Annotated in this window: 14 protein-coding genes; 12 read left to right on the forward strand and 2 right to left on the reverse strand. The window is 36.6% G+C overall.

All coding sequences use genetic code 11. The annotated features are described in order from the left end of the window. Window positions 1-43 precede the first annotated feature (43 nt). Window positions 44-2257: a response regulator gene (locus tag M0D21_RS19235; protein ID WP_248332510.1), complete on the reverse strand. Its 2214-nt coding sequence runs from the start codon at window positions 2255-2257 to the stop codon at window positions 44-46. A gap of 348 nt (window positions 2258-2605) precedes the next feature. On the opposite strand from M0D21_RS19235, the gene pbpC reads away from it, so the two are divergent. From pbpC to M0D21_RS19300, 12 genes are all read left to right on the forward strand, one after another. After that, a complete protein-coding gene (gene pbpC / locus M0D21_RS19240; RefSeq protein ID WP_248332512.1) occupies window positions 2606-4909 on the forward strand; it encodes a penicillin-binding protein 1C in 2304 nt (767 codons plus the stop codon). 107 nt (window positions 4910-5016) lie between these two features. After that, on the forward strand, window positions 5017-5670 hold the full coding sequence (locus tag M0D21_RS19245; RefSeq protein WP_248332514.1) for a TetR/AcrR family transcriptional regulator: 654 nt from the start codon (window positions 5017-5019) through the stop codon (window positions 5668-5670). Between the two features lie 9 nt (window positions 5671-5679). After that, the gene (locus M0D21_RS19250; RefSeq protein ID WP_248332516.1) at window positions 5680-7371 is read left to right on the forward strand and encodes an AMP-binding protein; all 1692 of its coding nucleotides are present in this window, start codon (window positions 5680-5682) and stop codon (window positions 7369-7371) included. Next, entirely contained in the window at window positions 7364-8158 is a 795-nt protein-coding gene (locus M0D21_RS19255) for an SDR family NAD(P)-dependent oxidoreductase (protein ID WP_248332519.1), read from the forward strand. Before M0D21_RS19250 ends, M0D21_RS19255 begins: the two co-directional genes overlap by 8 nt. Beyond that, window positions 8159-9760 carry an acyl-CoA carboxylase subunit beta gene (locus tag M0D21_RS19260; protein WP_248332521.1) on the forward strand — a complete coding sequence of 534 codons (1602 nt, stop codon included), beginning with the start codon at window positions 8159-8161 and terminating at the stop codon, window positions 9758-9760. Between the two features lie 12 nt (window positions 9761-9772). Next, window positions 9773-11764, forward strand: a complete 1992-nt coding sequence (locus M0D21_RS19265) for an acetyl/propionyl/methylcrotonyl-CoA carboxylase subunit alpha (RefSeq protein ID WP_248332523.1) — start codon at window positions 9773-9775, stop codon at window positions 11762-11764. Between the two features lie 2 nt (window positions 11765-11766). Further along, on the forward strand, window positions 11767-12585 hold the full coding sequence (locus M0D21_RS19270; RefSeq protein WP_248332525.1) for an enoyl-CoA hydratase-related protein: 819 nt from the start codon (window positions 11767-11769) through the stop codon (window positions 12583-12585). A gap of 20 nt (window positions 12586-12605) precedes the next feature. Beyond that, the gene (locus M0D21_RS19275) at window positions 12606-13475 is read left to right on the forward strand and encodes a BKACE family enzyme (protein WP_248332527.1); all 870 of its coding nucleotides are present in this window, start codon (window positions 12606-12608) and stop codon (window positions 13473-13475) included. Window positions 13476-13477: 2 nt separating this feature from the next. Next, the gene (locus tag M0D21_RS19280; RefSeq protein WP_248332529.1) at window positions 13478-14284 is read left to right on the forward strand and encodes an SDR family oxidoreductase; all 807 of its coding nucleotides are present in this window, start codon (window positions 13478-13480) and stop codon (window positions 14282-14284) included. Window positions 14285-14287: 3 nt separating this feature from the next. Next, window positions 14288-16069, forward strand: a complete 1782-nt coding sequence (locus M0D21_RS19285) for an acyl-CoA dehydrogenase family protein (protein WP_248332531.1) — start codon at window positions 14288-14290, stop codon at window positions 16067-16069. 11 nt (window positions 16070-16080) lie between these two features. Then, window positions 16081-17577: an acyl-CoA dehydrogenase family protein gene (locus M0D21_RS19290; protein WP_317250700.1), complete on the forward strand. Its 1497-nt coding sequence runs from the start codon at window positions 16081-16083 to the stop codon at window positions 17575-17577. An 18-nt stretch (window positions 17578-17595) separates the two neighbouring features. Beyond that, a complete protein-coding gene (locus tag M0D21_RS19300; RefSeq protein ID WP_248332533.1) occupies window positions 17596-19017 on the forward strand; it encodes an aldehyde dehydrogenase family protein in 1422 nt (473 codons plus the stop codon). A 9-nt stretch (window positions 19018-19026) separates the two neighbouring features. On the opposite strand, the gene M0D21_RS19305 is transcribed toward M0D21_RS19300, so the two are convergent. Continuing rightward, entirely contained in the window at window positions 19027-19548 is a 522-nt protein-coding gene (locus M0D21_RS19305; RefSeq protein ID WP_248332535.1) for a YciI family protein, read from the reverse strand. Window positions 19549-19609: the final 61 nt, after the last annotated feature.

Below are 19609 nucleotides of genomic sequence, written 5' to 3' on the forward strand. Positions count from 1 at the left end.
GTGTTCTTACAAGAATACCCTTTTTTAATGATGCTTCAAAATGTTAAATAGCGCCATTATTAGAGATGTTTTTTAAAATAACCTTTTTAAGATCAGATTTATTTAGTGGTTTATTTACCAAGTCGTTCATGCCGGCTTGCCTGCATTCTTCCTCAACTTCACTTAATTCTGAAGCAGTTAATGCAATAATAGGGGTAGTGGTATTAAACTCTCTAATTTCTAAAGTAGCCTGCATACCGTCTAAAACAGGCATATTAATATCCATAAGAACCAAATCAAACTGGTCTTTTTTTAGTAATTCTACGGCCTCAGATCCATTCTCTGCGATAACGCAGTTGTATCCAATTTTATGAAGCAGCTTTTTGGTTACTATCTGGTTGATTTTATTGTCTTCGGCAAGAAGGATTTTTGAAGTGAAATCTGCTTCGCAATCGTCTTGAATATCATGATCAACATTAGGTTTTACTGTTGGGCTTATTCTTAGATCAAGATCAAAATAGAACTTGGAACCTTTATCTTTACTGCTTTCAAATTGAATACTGCTATTCATAGTTTGCAACAAAGTTTTTACAATAGACAGCCCTAGTCCCGTTCCTTGTTTATTGTCATAAACGCTTCCTACCTGAGAAAATTCTTCAAAAATGTATTCCTGTTGATCTTCGGGAATACCAATACCGGTATCTTCAACCTCGAATCGAATTTTTGCTTTTTTTGCATCTATAGATCGTAGTTGAACACGAAGCCAAATTTTTCCGTTCTCTGTAAACTTAATAGCGTTTCCAATTAAATTCATTAAAATTTCAGAAAGACAAAGGCTATCGATCTCAATAAGTGACGGTATATTTTGGTTATATTCAAGAATGAGTTCATTTCTCTTCTGCGAAGATTGAAATTCAAAAGTTTGCAATATGTTTTTAGATAACGAATGCAAACAGGTAGGGGTTTTTATAATTTCTGTTTTCTCAGAGTCAATTTTGCTTATTTTCAAAACCTTATTAACCAGGTTAAGTAGATAATCTGCCGAAAACTTGAGAGAATTAAACAGTTCCTGATCTTCCTTTGAATTATTTTCCTTTTCTAATAGCAGGGAAGAAATACCGATAACTCCATACAAAGGGGTTCTAAGCTCATGACTAATAGTAGAGATAAATTGGGATTTTATCTTACTTAGTTTTTCGGCCTGTAACTTAGCTTCATTCAATTCTATGTTTTTTAACTCAAGAATGTTGGTAGCTTTTTTCTTTGATTGATACTCTTTGTAGTAAAAAAAAGCGGCTCCCATAAGAAGTAAAAGGCCAAATAAGGATATGTAAATAATAAGCCTGTTGTTTTCATCGATGTTTTGCAATAATGTTTTTTCTCTTTCTGAGGTTTCTAATTTTCTTTCATATTCACCTACCTTGAATCTTATTTTGGCAATTTCTTTATTTTTATCTCTTGCATTTTGAAAGACTTTTATTTCATTTTTTTGCAATTGTTTTAAGTCTTCAATCGCTTTAGAAGGCTCTCCAATATTCTGGTACAGCTCAGATCGATATTGATAAAAGTAGCTTTTGCCTTTTAACCAGTACTTATCTTCATTTTCAAGTAACTTAAAGGTTTTATCGAAATAATATTCGGCCTTTTCAACATCTTTCAGATAGGCAAAGTTTCTAGCTCTTAACAGGTTAAGAGTGCTTATTCCTAGTTGTATACTGTCGGGGATTGTGGCGGCTATACTATCGGCTTCTTTAAGATAAGGAGCTGCTTCATCGTACCTGTCCAGATCCATATAGGTCCAGATTAAATTATGCAGGGCGATTTGATAGTTATTGGTAGGATTAATTTCTTTTCCCAATTCAACGCCTTTTTTATAGTATTTCAGAGCGTTTTCAAAATCTTCATTATCGTCATAGTAAATGTTTGCCAGACCCTGAAAAATATAAGGTAGTAGTTTTTTCGACTTGGTTTTTTTACTGTATTCTAATGCTTTAGACATATTTGTCTTGGCATTTTCATAGTCAATAATCTCATATTGAACGGTTCCCATGATAAAGTATGCATGAGATAAATAATGGTAATGGTTTAGTTCTTGCGCATAGGTAACTGCTTTAAAAGAAAGCTCCAATGCCTCATACATGTTATTTTCTATCCTGTACTGTTGTGCGGTTCTTATTAGCACATCAAGGCTATCAATTCTCTCAAAACTCCGGTCATTCTGAGAAAAGGCCAGTATTGAGAAATTAAAAAGAAGTATACAAAAAGTAATTTTTTTCAACACACGATAGCTTTTGAAATAACAAACATAACCATAGGTCGATATGACATCAAACCAGCTATAAGTCGGTAAAAATTCTAAGTAGAGCCCCTACTTTTTTCCATAAAACCTGAGAAAAAAGCAATAAATAGTTTTTAAGAGGAACTTAAATGTAATGAAATTCTTTGAGTTTTTCCGTAAAATGTAGGAAAAAACGTCAAAAAGAATTGAAAAAATAATACTTTATTTTGCTGGGAATGGTATGAGTTTAGATTAATTTTAGCACTAGTGTATTTTCTATAGGGATAAGTGGTTAAAGATATATTTCTAAAAATAAAAGAATTTGTAAAAAGTCATCCTAAGCGGGTCATGATCACTCTAGTTATCTTGGTCTGGTACTATTTTTCATTACCCAATCCTCTTTTTAAGGATCCCACAGCTACGGTTATAGAGTCCAGAAATGGTGAATTAATAGGAGCCAAAATTGCTAATGATGGTCAATGGCGCTTTCCTCAGACCGATAGTGTTCCACAAAAGTTTAAACAATGCATTGTAGCTTTTGAAGATCAGCAGTTTTTTCGTCATCCAGGCTTTAACCCCGTTGCGATGGGTGAAGCAATGCTAGATAATTTTCAAGCAGGGCGAGTAGTGCGCGGAGGTAGTACGATAACGCAACAAGTTATTAGATTATCAAGAAAAGGAAAAGAGCGAACGTATTTTGAAAAGCTTAAAGAACTCATATTGGCCACGCGATTGGAGCTAGGTGCATCAAAAGAGGAAATCTTGAAATTGTATACTTCTCATGCTCCTTTTGGGGGTAATGTAGTTGGGATTGATATGGCTGCATGGCGTTATTTTGGAGTGCCAGCGTATCAGTTATCATGGGCAGAAAGTGCAACTCTTGCTATTTTACCGAATGCTCCATCATTAATCTATCCTGGTAAAAACCAAGAGAAACTTATAAATAAAAGAAATCGGTTATTGCAAACACTGCTCGAAAAGGGAACTATAGATTCTTTAACCTATAAATTATCAATTCAAGAGACTCCTCCACAAAAACCTTATTTTCTACCACAGTTGGCTCCACATTTGGTAGATAAAGCAGCAAGGCAATTTACAGGTAAAAGATTACAAACCACTATCGATCTAAAATTGCAAAAGCAGGTTAATCAAATTGTAAAACAGCATTACGAAAGCCTATTGCAAAACGAGGTGCATAATATGGCCGTTCTAGTGCTCGATACACGTTCTCGGCAAGTGTTGAGTTATGTTGGTAATAGCCCTACCGATAAAGGACATCAAAAAGATGTAGATATTATACATGCTTCAAGGAGTACAGGGAGTACACTTAAACCTTTGCTTTATGCGGCAATGTTGGATAAAGGAGAATTACTCCCTGAGCAATTGGTCGACGATATTCCTACGGTAATTGCAGGATATACTCCACAGAATTTTGACGAAAGTTATAGTGGTGCAGTACCGGTAAATAGAGCCTTGGCCAGATCCCTTAATGTTCCAGCTGTTCGTTTGTTACAGACATATGGTTTACAGCGTTTCAGAGATGAGATGAATGTGTTCAAAATACAAGGATTACGATACAGTGCAGATCATTATGGTTTGTCTCTTATTGTTGGTGGAGCCGAGGGTAGTTTGTGGGACCTGTGTAAGACCTATGCCGGAATGGTAGGTGTTTTGAATCATTTTGAAGAAACATCTAGTGAATATTTTGATAATGAGTTTGTAGAGCCCACTTATGTACTCGATGAACAAATTAGTTTTGGAAAGAAAAAACAAGAGAAATTGATTTATGGTGCGGGGAGTATCTGGCTTACTTTTGAAGCGATGAAACAGGTAAACAGACCACAGAGTGACGAAGCTTGGGAGTTTTATGATTCTTCAAAAGAAATTGCCTGGAAAACAGGAACCAGTTTTGGGAACCGAGATGCTTGGGCTATAGGAGCGAGTCAAGACTATGTGGTTGGTGTCTGGGTGGGTAATGCCGATGGAGAAGGGCGACCTGAACTAACAGGCTTAAATTCTGCTGCTCCGGTTTTATTTGATGTTTTTAATGTATTACCAAATTCTAAGTGGTTTCCAAGGCCCTATGATGATTTGATAGAGGTTGACGTATGCGTTCAAAGTGGTTTTATTGCTGGAAATGTATGTCCTTCAAAAAAAATGATGATTCCTTTACAGGGGACCAAAACAGGACCCTGTCCCTATCATAAACTTATACATTTAGATCCTTCCGAAGAATACCAGGTAAATTCTTCATGCGAATCTGTAGAAAATATGGTTCATGAACCCTGGTTTGTACTTCCTCCTTTACAAGAATACTTTTATAAGACCAATAATGCAGGGTATAAAACCCTTCCGCCCTATAGACCCGATTGTGTGCAAAAAGAGGAAAACAAAATGGACTTCATATTTCCAAAGGCAAATGCGAAGGTATATTTGCCTAAAGATTTTGATGGAGAAAAGAGCGAAGTGGTTCTTAAAATCGCTCATAATAATCCAAATACCAGAGTATTTTGGTATGTAGATGATCAATTTATAGGGGTTACAAAACGGTTTCACGAAATGCCGATTCAACCTAAGGCTGGTAAACATCTCATTACAGTTTTGGATGAACTTGGAAATGAAATTAAAAGACAAATAGAAGTAAAGGAATAAATCCTGTCAAAGAAATATAGAATAGCTATTTTTTAAAGTTAGTCATTTATGACTAAAAAAGTTGATAACAATATAAAATATTATTACATTTGTTTAAAAAGGAGTACGTGGATACAAAACAAAGAATACTGAATCAGGCTCTTAAAGCCTTCAATAAGTCGGGATATGGTGCGGTAAATCTGTTTGAACTGGCAAAATCTTTAGAAATGAGTCGTGGAAATATGACCTATCATTTTAAAGATAAAGAAGCATTACTGAAAGAGTTGATAGATCAATTATGGGAAAAACTAACAAGCGGAAGAGTTGCTAAAAGCATTCCTTCCTTTCAGAATTTACATCATGATGCCCAGTTATATTATAGATTGCAGCAAGAGTATACCTTTATTTTTCATGACAATCAGGTGTTGATGCACCCTTTGATTGCTAAAAAAATGAAGTCTTTGTGTGAAAAGACAATCAAAGATATTGAAACTGCAATTGCGTTTTCAATTCAGTTAGGGAATATGAAGGTAGAACCAGCTCCTGGAGTTTATAAAAACCTGGCGATTACTTCATGGATGATGATGTTTTTCTGGCGATCACATCAAATGGTAAAACAAGATAAGACCAAAGAAGATGGAGAAAAAGTAATATGGAGTCTCCTATTACCTCACCTTACAGAAAAAGGGTTGGCTTCGTTTAAAAAATTCTTTGGAGAAGATTATTTAACCAATATGGGAGAGGCATTCGATGAGAATATGGATTCTTATTTAACATTTTAACTTTAAATAATGGGTAAATTAAGCATACCAGATTATGGTTCACTTCCTGAATACTTTTATCATTGGGTCAGGGAAAAGCCTAATTACCCTTTTTTAAAACAACCTGAAGGAGCTCTCTGGAAGACTATGACATATCATGAGGCTTGTGATGTTGCCTCTAGAATGGCTAAATGGTTTGAATCGGCTGGGCTACAGAAGGGAGATCATATTGCCATATATTCTAAGAATTGTTATCATTGGATTCTGGCAGATCTTGCTATAATGATTGGGGGCTATGTATCGGTGCCGTTGTATTACAATCTTTCTGCAACGCAATTAGGAAAAGTATTAAAACTATCTGATGCCAAAGCCGTTTTTATAGGAAAGTTAGAAACATGGTCAACTGCTCATGCCGAAGAAATCTCGAATGATATAAAAATCATACGCTTTCCGCATTATAACGGAAATGCACAAATTACACAGGGACAAGTCTGGGATGATATCGTGTTAGATACACCTCCTGTACTAGAAAAGCACATACCTAGCCCGCAAGAACTCTGGACCATACTATTTACGTCTGGAACAACCGGAACTCCGAAAGGGGTGATGCATGTTCATCATACTCCGGTTCAAATTATTAAAGACGACAGTAAAAATGATTGGATTGGTATTGCCAATAATCCTGCACCTCGATTGTTATCTTATCTTCCTTTAAATCATGTTGCAGAAAAAATAGGAGTCTATGCCGTTGCATTAATGCTGGGTGGTACAGTATCGTTTGGAGAAAGTATTGAAACCTTTGCAAAAAATCTGCAAGATACGCAGCCTACTATTTTTTTTGCGGTACCCAGAATTTGGACAAAGTTTTACCTAGCAGTGGTAAATAAATTGTCGCTTAAGACGCAAAAAGTACTATTTCAAATTCCGATTATATCCAGAATTGTAAAGAGAAAAATACGATACGGTTTAGGCCTTTCTAAAGCAAAAGTGGTAGCTACAGGTTCTGCTATTACTCCTACATATTTAAAAGAATGGTATAGTACATTAGGAATTCATCTCATTGAAGCATATGGAATGACAGAGGTATGTGGTTCCATAACCAATACACCAATGCTAGATGCTCCCAAAGACTCTGTAGGAAAGCCAATACCAGGTTGTGAGGTGAAAGTTGATCCTGAAACAGGAGAAGTACTCATGAAATCACCCTACATGATGAAAGGATATTACAAAGATGAAGAGTTAACTCAAAAAGTTTTAAAAAATGGGTGGCTTCATAGTGGAGATAGAGGGCTTTTTGATGAGAATGGTTTCCTAAAAATTATAGGGAGAGTGTCTGATGCTTTTAAGACCAGTAAAGGTAAATTTATTACTCCTAATCCTTTAGAAGAAAAAATAGAAAAGAACGTATTAATCGAGCAAGTATGTATTGCAGGATTGGGTATACCACAACCAATTGCGATCGTTAACCTTTCCGAAGTGGCAACGACAGCCTCCAAAGAAGAAATAGAAGACTCTTTATTAAGTACACTTAGTTCTTTAAATAAAGATCTTGCAAATTACACTAGGGTATCAACCGTAATTATAGATAAAAATATCTGGAATACCGAGAATGCTTTTTTAACTCCCACCCTTAAGATAAGACGTGGAGAAATTGATCAACAATACGGTCAATATTTTCAAGATTGGCATCATAGCATAGAAAACATAGTATGGCATGAGTAAGACAGTACTTATTACAGGAGGATCGAGTGGTATTGGATATTCTATGTCCAGATATTTTGCAAAAGCTGCATATCATTTGCTTTGGGTTTCTCTTTTAGAAGAAGAAATAGAAGCTGCTAAACAAAAATTAAGAAGAGAGTTTACAAATTGCAATGTTGATGCATTGGTGCAGGATCTGTCAAAACCAGAAGCTGCTCAAAATGTCTACAACTGGGTAGTAGAAAACAATTGGAACATAGATACGGTTATTAATAATGCGGGAATAGGTACCTATGGTTTTGTACCAGAGACAAACCTTGAAAAAGAACTTACAATGATCAACCTTAATGTGCGTAATGTATACAATATGACCCGATTTTTTCTTGAAGATATGGTTATAAAAAACGTAGGGACGATTATTAATATTAGTTCCATAAGTTCTTTTCAGCCGTCACCGAAGTTAAGTACTTATGGTGCCACCAAAGCATTTGTAAATCACTTTAGCAGAAGTGTGAATGAAGAGCTTAAGATGAAAGGATCTAAGGTGAAAGTAATTTGTGTTTGTCCTGCGGCAATAAGGGATACCAATTTTAAAACTTCAGGGAATATGGAAAATGTAAAAACGTTTGATGGTATGGTAACTACAACTTCTGAAGAGGTGGCTAAAGATATCTGGAAGGGATACATGAAGAGAAAAGATTTTATAGTGAGTGGTAGAAAAATGAGGTGGTTATATCGAATTTCAGGGTTTATTCCCTATAGAATTCAGCAAATTTTAGTGCGTAAAGAAGTAAAAGAAGTAGCGTAAATGAGAGCATTAGTATCAAATATTAATACCGCAAGTACTTCCTTCAAGGAAAATAAACAAGCGATGCAACAATTGGTTGAAAAACTAAATCTGCATCTTGAAGAAAGTCGTTTTCAGGGGAAAGAAAAATCTATAGACAAAGCTAGAAGTAGGAATAAATTATTGGCCAGGGAACGTATCGAACTTTTGCTGGATAAGGATAGTCCATTCTTAGAATTATTGCCCTTGGCTGGGATGGAAAATAAAAATGGTTTTGGAGCGGGAGGAACCAACGTGTCAGGAATAGGTTTGGTTGAAGGTAAACTATGTATGATTAATTCTAATGTAGGAACAAGAAAAGGAGGCTCTGTAGATTATGCTACGGTATTCAAAGGGTTTAGAATAAGTAAAATTAGTAGAGAATGCAGACTCCCTTCGATAAACCTTGTAGAAAGTGGGGGGGCGAATCTTCCCGATCAGGCCAAAATTTTCAATTATGGAGGTGAGGCGTTTAGAGAGATTACCAGGAGATCAGAAATGGGAATTCCCACCATTTCTGTGGTTTTTGGCAATGCTACTGCTGGAGGTGCTTATGTTCCGGGAATGTCAGATTACGCTATTTTTCAAAAGCAAGCTGCAAAAGTATTTCTTGCTGGACCGCCTTTGGTAAAAATGGCGACCAACGAAGTTGCTACCGACGAAGAACTGGGAGGAGCCGAAATGCATAGTCGCGTTTCAGGGGTTTCAGATTACTTGGCAGAAGACGAGCTAGATGCAATTCGTATTGCAAGAGAAATTATGGAGTTTCTTCCAGAATCAAAACCTCACTTAATACCAGAATTTCCTATAAAAGAACCGCTTTTTTCTGCAGATGAGATTCCAGGAGTAGTTCCTGCAGATATTAAAACTCCTTTTGATGTAAGAGAGTTAATTATGCGAATTACCGATGGTTCTGAGTTTTCCGAATTTAAACCCGAATACGGAAATACGATGGTTTGCGGATGGGCAAAAATTCATGGATACCCCGTTGGGATTTTAGGAAATAACGGAGTTATTTTTTCAGAATCAGCCAATAAAGGAGCGCAGTTTATTCAGTTATCTAATCAAAAGAATATTCCGTTGCTATTCTTGCAAAACACTACCGGTTATATGGTGGGTAAAACTTATGAAGAAGGAGGGATTATTAAAAATGGGGCAAAACTCATCAACGCGGTATCTAATAGTAAAGTGCCTTCTATTACCTTAATGATTGGTTCTTCTTTTGGAGCCGGTAATTATGGAATGAATGGAAGGTCTTATGAACCTAATTTCCTTTTTTCATATCCCAACGCTAAAATTGGTGTAATGGGATCACAACAATTAGCTGGTGTGATGAGAATTATTCAAAAAGCATCGGCCAAGGCAAAAGGGATTCCTTATGACGAAGAACAGGCAAAAATGATAGAGCATATGTTAATAGCAGAAGCAGAAGCAAAATCCTCAGCTTGGTATTCTACTTCAGAGCTGTGGGATGATGGAATAATAGATCCTAAAGAAACCAGAAACTACATGGGTTTTTCTCTGGCGGTTTTATATAACCAAGAAATAAAAGGAACAACAAGTTATGGTGTTTGGAGACACTAAACACATGAAGAATTGAAAAAGAATATGAAGCATATCAATACCATATTAATTGCAAATCGAGGAGAAATTGCTTCGAGAATTATTCGCACCTGTAAAAAAATGGGGATCACTAGTGTAGCGATTTATGCTGATGCCGATCAAACAGCTCCTTTTGTCAAGCAGGCCGATGTTGCAATACATATAGGAGATTCAGAACCTATACAATCCTATCTCGATCAACAAAAAATTATCGCAATTGCCAAAGAAATTGGTGCAGATGCAATACACCCAGGTTATGGCTTTCTCTCTGAGAATGCTTCTTTTGCAAAAAGATGTGATGATGAAGGTATCATATTTATTGGCCCAAAATCAAGTGCCATCGAATCAATGGGATCTAAGGCTAGGGCAAAAGAAATTATACAAAGTTCTGGAGTGCCGATTGTACCAGGTTACAACGGAAGTGATCAATCTAATGCAAATTTAAAAACCGAAGCAAATAAGATTGGGTTCCCAGTTCTTCTAAAAGCCACTGCAGGTGGTGGAGGAAAAGGAATGAGAATTGTATTTAAAGAAAAAGATATAGAATTTGCGATTACCTCTGCCAAACGAGAAGCAAAAAGTGCTTTTGGGAATGATGAATTACTTGTTGAAAAATACATCGAATCAGGACGGCATATTGAGTTTCAGATTTTTGGAGATCAACATGGAAACGTGATTCATCTGTTAGAAAGAGAGTGCTCAATACAACGGAGATATCAAAAAGTCATAGAAGAAAGTCCGTCACCAATAATGACAGAACATCTAAGGGGTACTATGGGTAGTGCTGCCGTTGCAGCGGCCAAGGCCTTAGAATATGATAATGCAGGTACCGTAGAATTTATCTATGACGAAAAAACTGGAGAATTTTACTTCCTCGAAGTAAATACAAGGCTACAGGTAGAGCACCCGGTTACCGAAGAAATCACAGGGTTAGATTTGGTGCAAATGCAAATAGAATCGGCACAGGGGATACCTTTACAACTCAACCAGGATGAGGTGAAAGCAGATGGATATGCTATTGAAGCTCGATTGTATGCCGAAGATGCTGCAAACAATTTTGCTCCAGTTACAGGAACAGTACACACATTTGAATTTCCTCGGGTGGAGGGAATTCGTGTAGAATCTGCCATAGAATCGGGTTCAAAAATCTCTGTGCATTATGACCCAATGATCGCTAAAATTATAGCAAAAGGACCAGACAGGCATACTGCACAAGCAAAGTTGAAGTATTTTTTTCAGCATCTGATATGCCAGGGAACAACTACGAATTTATCTTTTTTGCAAAGACTTTTGGAAGTTGAGGATTTCAAGAATGGGATATATAATACTCATTTTATAGAGGAAAAAATTGACCTTTCTACAATCGACAACATCACAAAAAATCAAAGGTATGAAGCCGCTATCGCGACAACAATATATGATTGGAGTCTTAGAGAAAAAAACAGAAAAGTTTTAAGAGCCATTCCTTCTGGTTGGAGGAATAACTTCTATGAATACCAAACAGAGAAGTATGTTATAGATAACGAAAAAACAGAAATCAAATATCGCTATGTAGGAGATTCTTTTTCATTTTTTGTAGAGGATAAAGAATTTAAAGTGATCATACTCGAAACTGATTTAACTCATATCAGAATTAGTATCGATGGGATACAAAAGAAATATACGATTTCAAAAGCCGACAAGAATTGTTTCATACACTCTTCCTTTTTAGGAAATGTAAAAGTTATACAGGAAGATAGATTTCCGAAGAAAGAAAAAGAAAAAGTAAATGGCGGGTATGAATCTCCAATTCCTTCGCAGGTTGTTAAAGTACATATTGCTCCAGGAGATAAGGTAAAAGAAGGAGACCCTCTCATTGTTATTTCTTCTATGAAAATGGAAAATGTATTGGTTGCCAACGAAAATGGAGTGGTAGAAGATGTGTATGTAGAAGAAGGTCATAACGTAGAAGCAGGATTTTTATTAGTAAAAGTTAACGAACAATAGTCATGAATTTTTTTGATAACGAATTGGTTAAAACAGCACTCGATCAAGACTTTGCTTTTATTAAGATAAAGGTTGAAGATCATGTGCTCACTTTAACTCTGGATCGCCCCGAAAAGAAAAATGCTATACATCCGCATATGGTTCAAGAAATTGCATTTGTGCTGCAGTTTGCTAAGCAAAATAATGCTATTCGAGCTATAATTGTTGATGCAAATGGCAATGTGTTTTGTGCAGGTGCAGATCTTAAAGCATTTATGGGAATGGTAGGTGAATTTGAATCTTCAATTCCGCAGTCAAATCTGGAGATTCTTATCGGAGAACTTTTTCAAAAAGTGCATAAACCGGTTATTACAAAGGTCAAAGGAAATGTGATGGCCGGAGGTTTTTTCTTTCTGACTGGAGCAAATTATGTGGTGTGTGATGAAGAGGTAACTCTTGGTTTACCCGAAGTAAAAAGAGGATTATTCCCTTTTCAAGTCATGGCATCATTGTTAGAGGTTATGCCCAAACGTATAGTCATAGATTGGTGTATCAGAGGATATGATATGCCAGTTAATAAAGCTTTGGATCATGGCTTAGTAACGCATGTAGTTTCTCGAGAAGATTTAGATAAAACAGTAGATGGATTATTGAATACTATCGTTGAAAATTCTCCTACGGCTATCAGACTTGGGTTAGAAGCTCTGGACATGATAAGTGCACAAGAATCTAAACACCAATTTTTGATGCAGATGTTACAAAAAACGGTAAGCTCAAAAGATGGACAAGAGGGTTTATTAGCCTTTAGAGAAAAAAGAAAACCTGTTTGGACAGGGGAATAAGTAAAAAATTAAATTAAAATATGGCTTTTCAAAAGATGATTCTTTCAGCTGCGCTTACAGGGGCAGCAACCAATAGATCGCATTGTCCACATATTCCTTATACTCCAAAAGAGTTAGGACTGGAAGCAAAAAGAGCTGTAGATGCTGGAGCCGCTATTGTTCATATTCATGCAAGAGAAGATAACGGGATGCCAAGTTGGAGAACAGAGGTTTTTGAAGAAATTACAGATGAGGTGCGTAAACACTCACCAAACGTGATTATTAATTATTCTACAGGGGCTATTGGGCTTTCTATCGAAGACAGATTGAAGCATTTGCCAGCTACAAAACCCGATATGGCTGCCTTTAACATGGGAAGTATGAACTATGCTATTTTTTCAAAGAGTGCCAAGCAATTCATTTGGAATGGGGTTTTCGAAAATTCTTTTGATGATATGATCAAGGTAGTAAAAACGATGAATGAACATGAAATCTGCCCAGAAATGGAGTGCTTTGACACAGGGCATATTAGAAATGCAGAACCTTTACGACAAATGGGTTTACTTCCCGATAATGCGTGTTACAGTTTGGTGATGGGGGTGATGGGAGGGATACCAGCTACACCAGAAAATCTTATTCATCAAATAAAGCAAATTCCCAATGGTGCTTTTTGGCAGTCGATAGTCATTAGCCGAAAACAATGGCAACTTTCTGCCATTGCCGCGGCAATGGGTGGTAATTTTAGGGTTGGACTAGAAGACAATTTCTATCTTCCAAATGGTGATATGGCAACTTCAAATGGAGAGTTGGTCGATGCTGGAGCTTCTCTAGCCAGAATGATAGGGCGAGATATCGCAAGTATAGAAGAGGCTAGAGAAATGCTAAATATTCCTAAAAAGGTAAATTCGTAATTATGTTAAGATCAGATACTTTTGTAGACAAGGTAGTATTGGTAACAGGAGGGCGATCAGGAATTGGATTCCAGATCGCAAAAGATTTTCTCAAACTAGGTGCTAAGGTTATTATTTGTTCTCGAAAAGAAGATAAGCTCAAAACTGCTGCAACAGAGCTTGAAGAGTTTGGTAATGTGTCTTACAAGGCGTGTGATATTCGTAAAGTCGAAGATATTCAGGCTTTGGCCAAAATGATAAAAGAAAATCATCAACGATTAGACATTCTTATTAATAATGCAGGAGGACAGTTTCCTGCCTTGGCAGAATACATTAGTGACAAAGGTTGGAATGCGGTGATCAATAACAACCTTAACGGTACATTTCTTATGATTAGAGAAATGGCGAATACCTTTTTTATTCCACAAAAAAATGGAGTTATCGTGAATATTACTGCTGAAGTATACCGTGGTTTTCCAGGAATGGCACATACCGGTGCTGCAAGAGCAGGAGTCGAAAACCTCACAAAATCACTGGCTATGGAGTGGAGTGATTTTAATATTAGAATTAATTGCGTAGCTCCGGGAATTATAGAGTCTAGTGGATTAGATCAATATCCACAACAAATCCAGGATATGTTCGAAGAGGCCGAACGAGCAATTCCCTTAAAGCGTTTCGGGAAGGTTGAAGATGTTTCTAATGCAGTGACCTTTTTGGCAAGTCCAATGGCAGCATACATAACAGGTATTTCATTGTTTGTCGATGGAGCACAGCATCTAGGGTTCGACAAAATGGGCTTGGCCAGAGTACTTAAATCATTTATCTCTTAAACCATGGAAACAAAATCAACAACCGTAAAAGGCGGGGAGTTTCTTATCAGAAGTAGTTTACCAGAATCGGTATTCACACCAGAAGATTATACCGAAGAACATAAAATGCTTCGCGATGCGATTAGAGATTTTATTAATAAAGAAATAGAGCCATTAAAAGAGACTTTCGATAGTAAAGAAGGAACCAAACTAGCACCAGAAATATTGGAAAAACTGGGTGAGCTCGGGTTTTTGGCTATTTCTGCTCCCGAAAGTATTGGTGGTATGGGATGTGATATCAAAACCAATCTAGCTGCGTCTGAAGTAATGTCTGATAGCTTTTCCTTTTCACAAACCTTAGGAGTTCAAAGGGGTTTAGGGGTCAATACAATTTTATTTTATGGGAGTAATGAACAAAAAACAAAGTATCTGGATAAGATCCTTACTGGGAAACTAAAATGTTCCTATTGCCTTACCGAACCTGGAGCTGGCTCTGACGCAAATTCAGGTAAAACTAAAGCTACCCTAAGCGAAGATGGTAAACATTATATCCTTAACGGTCAAAAGATGTGGATTACCAATGCTGGTTTTGCCGATATCTTTTCGGTATTCTGCAAAATTGATGATGATGAAAATCTTTCTTGCTTAATTGTTGAAAAAGAGTGGGGAGTGCAACTAGGTGCTGAAGAGAATAAATTAGGAATACATGGGTCTTCCACTAGACAGGTATTTTTTGAAAATGTAAAAGTCCCGGTAGAAAATTTATTAGGAGAAAGGGACAAGGGCTTCAAGATTGCAATGAATGCCTTAAATATGGGGAGATTAATGATTGGTATAGCGGGATCTGCAATTTCAAAAAGAGCTTTTAATCTGGGAGTACAGTATGCTAACCAGAGAGTGCAATTTAAAAAACCGATTGCCTCTTTTGGAGCGATTCAGGAAAAGATAGCTAAGATGGCTGTGGGTATCTATACGCTAGAGTCTGGTTGGAATCGGCTGGGTGGAGATATGGATGTATTATTGGAAGAATTTAAAAGCAACGGAGGAGTAGATGCTTTAAAAGCTAAACAGCAAGTAGCTCAAGAGTTTGCAGCAGAATGTTCTATTATTAAAGTATTTGGATCTGAGGTAGAACAATTTGTGGTAGATGAAGCTTTGCAGATTCATGGAGGTATGGGGTTCTCTGGTGAAAGTGAGATTTCTATGCATTATAGAAACATAAGAGGGAACAGAATTTATGAAGGAACCAACGAAATTAATAGATTGGTTATTCCAAGTACCATTTTAAAATATGCCATGAAAGGGAAGTTACCTTTAATGCAATTGTCAATGGAAACCTTTCAGGAGGTACAGGCAGGGAATCTTGAACCCATTACAACGCATACAAATTTTCAAGAAACAGCTTCCAGTTTTCTAGAACATTGTAAAAAGGCCTTTTTTCTCATTAGTGGGCAAGCTATACAGAAGTTTCAGCAGGAAATTCAAGAACAGCAACAAGTATTATCAAAGCTTTCAGATATTATTTCTCAAATATATATGTTAGAGTCAGTAATTCTAAGAACACTTAAAACAAAAGAAGAGCATCGAGATATCCCTGAGGCGATTTCAAAACTATTGATGAATGAGTCTGCAGATCGTATAAAAATAGCAGCGAAAGAAGTCACTTTTACTTCGGTAGAAACTGATATGGCAGCCATGACCTTAAAAACAATTGGTAAACTATTGCAGCTTCCGGGGTATGATGTCATTAGTTTACGTAGAAAAGTTGCAACGTATTTTATAAAAGAAAATCAATACAACATCTAAAAAGATCACACATGAATAGCTATTATTTTAATGAAGAACATATACTCTTTAGAGATAGTTTGAGAGCTTTTTTTAAGAAAGAAGTTATTCCAAATATAGACCAATGGGAAGAGGATCGTCGTATCCCCAAAGAGATTTGGAAAAAAATGGGTGAGATGGGATTTCTTGGACTTTCGTATCCCGAAGAATTTGGAGGTGCAAATCTCGATTTTTTCTACGATGTTATCTTTTGCGAAGAAATAGCAAAAGTGTTTTCTGGTGGATTTGCCATAACCCAGGCAGTGGTGCAATACATGTCTGGACCATATATTGTGAAATATGGATCACAAAGACTTAAAGAAAAGTACCTTCCTGGGATCATTTCAGGAGAAAAAATAAGTTGTATCGGTATTTCAGAACCTACGGCAGGATCTGATGTGGCAAATATAAAGACTACGGCAGTTCTAGAAGGAGATTACTACATAGTGAATGGTTCTAAAACATTTATAACCAATGCCGTTTATGGCGATTTTGTTATATGCGTGGTTAAGACTGACCCAAAAGCTGGTCCGGCGGGAGTAAGTTTGTTAATTGTAGATTTAGATAGAGAAGGAGTAAGCAAAACAAAACTAAAAAAATTGGGTTGGCATGCTTCTGATACAGCAGAGCTTGCTTTTGATAATGTGAAAATACCTAAAGAAAACCTGATTGGCGAAGAAGGACAAGGGTTTTATTATCTTATGGGAGGTCTACAAGTAGAACGATTGGCAGGTGCAATTATGGGATATTCTGCTTGTGAAACGGCTATGGAGTATACCCTAAAATACATGTCTGAGCGATCGGCATTTGGTAGACCTATTAATAAGTTTCAGGTGCTGCGACATCGTATGGCACAATTGGCTTCTGAAATTGAGTCATGCAAGCAATTTGTACTATACTGTTCAAAATTGAATGATGATGGAAAATATGCGGTTAAGGAATGTTCAATGGCAAAATTATTGGCCACAGAACTGTCTGATAAAACCATGACCCAGTGTTTACAATCATTTGGGGGATATGGATATATTGAAGATTTTAAGATCGCAAGAATGTTTAGAGATAGTCGTATAGGGACCATTGGTGGAGGCACATCCGAAATTATGCGAGAGATTATTGCCAAGATGATCATTGATGATGTCTCTTACGAAAAAGCAAAACAAAATAATTCGAATACAAATAAAAATAACGTTATGAGTAATTTAGACAGTATCCTGCAAACCATTCAGGAAAAAGCAGCAAAAGCTGACAGCTTAAACAACACACTTAAGTTCAATTTTGGTGACGAACAATTATATATAGATGGTACAGGAGATACCAATGTCGTATCTGCAGAAGATAAGGATGCCGATTGCCAAGTTGATGTGGGGTTTGATGATTTCATGTCACTTATTAAAGGAGAATTGAACCCAATGGCTGCAGTAATGGGAGGGAAAATTAAAATTAAAGGAGATATGGGAGTAGCGATGAAGCTACAATCTCTGTTTTCATAATCCTTTCAGGTGTAGGTTATGGTAACTGATAGCATTCAAACAGAAATTTCTGAAATTGAAAGAATATATAAGAAGCAGGAAACTAACTACAGAATAATAGGGAAGACCAATGCCTCTGAACGTATTCGCAAATTGAAAAAATTTCAAAAGACCATTTTGAAATTTCGAACCGAATTGCGGGAAGCGATGTGGAAAGACTATCATAAACCTGCTGCCGAGGTGGATCTCACAGAGATTTATCCAGTACTTTCTGAAATAAGATTTGCGGTAAAACATATTAAAACATGGATGAAACCCAAGCGTGTGGGAAAACCAATTACCATGCTTGGGTCTTCTTCATGGATTCGGTATGAACCAAAAGGCATGTGTTTAATTATTGCACCTTGGAATTATCCTATGCAACTCCTTTTTGCACCATTGGTTTCTGCAATAGCAGCGGGAAATGCGATTATACTAAAGCCATCAGAATTTATGTCGCATTCTGTAAAAGTAATGAAACGTATCATTGATGAAACTTTTGAAGATAGAGAGGTCGCAATAGTAGAAGGAGGTGCAGAAGTGGCAAAAGTGTTGCTGGATATGAAGTTTAGTCATATCTTCTTTACCGGTGCTCCAGAAATTGGAAAATTGGTAATGGCAGCAGCATCAAAGCATTTGTCTAGCGTTACGCTTGAGCTAGGAGGGAAATCGCCTACGATTATTGATGAGACAGCAGATCTCAAAAATATTATTTCCAGAATAACATGGGCCAAGTTTGTAAACGCTGGTCAAATTTGTATTGCACCAGATTATGTGATCGTACATGAAAGCAAAAAGGAAGAGTTTATAGAAAGATTGACCAATCAGATAAAAAAACATTATGGGCAAACCATTAAAGACTCTCCCGATTATCTTCGGATTATTAATACTAAACATTTTCTTAGACTTAAAGAATATTTAGAAAATTCAATTTACCATGGAGCCAAGGTTGTTTTTGGAGGAACAATGAATGAGGTAGACAATTTTATAGAACCAACGGTAGTAGTAGATGTTCCATTAGATTCTGATCTTATGAAGCATGAAATTTTTGGACCTATACTTCCTGTGATTGTATATAATGATATGAAAGAGGTGATTGAATTAATTAACTCCAAAGAAAAACCTTTATCACTCTACATTTATAGTCGAAGTAAAAAGAATACTCGGTATTTTATTCAAAACACGAGTGCAGGAGGTACTTGTGTTAATATATCTGCAGTGCATGTGGGGAATCCTAATTTACCATTTGGAGGAACTAATCATAGTGGAATTGGAAAATCACGGGGACACTATGGTTTTATTGAATTCACAAATGAAAGAGCAATGTTTAGGCAAAAATTACCAAGCGCTATCGAATTGATGACTCCTCCGTATACTTCGTTTAAGCAAAAGTTAATCGATTGGACACTAAAGTATTTTTAACTTCTATAACTATCTTAGGGGATGCCCTTTGGCCGCCCACCAAGGATGAATTTCGATAACCAATCTACCAGCTTTTACCATGGGATCCAGGTTGGCGAGACTATCGGCCATTTTTTTCGTTGGGGTATTATAAATGGTAATACCACGTATCTCCCCGTCATCTCCAAAAGGTCCAGAAATATCGGCATATCCCTCTTCATACATTCGTCCAAGATGCTCTAAGTGCATTTTTTGTAATTTTTGAGCTTCTTCCTCGTTTTGAGAACGATTAGGTCCTTTTTTTAAAAAAGCAATATAGTACTGCTGCATGAGTATAGTATCTCCCGTCTTTTTATCAGGAAAATCAAAAATCTGATATCCTTCATTTATCAGTTGTGCTTTTATTTCTTTGGTTGACGGTTTTGTTTCTGAAACCGAAGCGGTTTCAGGTTGAGTCTCGGTTTTTTCTTTTGGTTGCTGACAAGCAGTAGTTATCACTAAACAAAACAGAAGGATTGTTTTAGAATTAAAGAAATAATATATGGCTTTCATGATAGAGAAATTAAAGAACACCTTCAAATATAATGATTTGAAGGTGACTCTTTACTATGTA

Source organism: Aquimarina acroporae (genome assembly GCF_023195925.1).
Classification (GTDB): Bacteria; Bacteroidota; Bacteroidia; order Flavobacteriales; family Flavobacteriaceae; genus Aquimarina; species Aquimarina acroporae.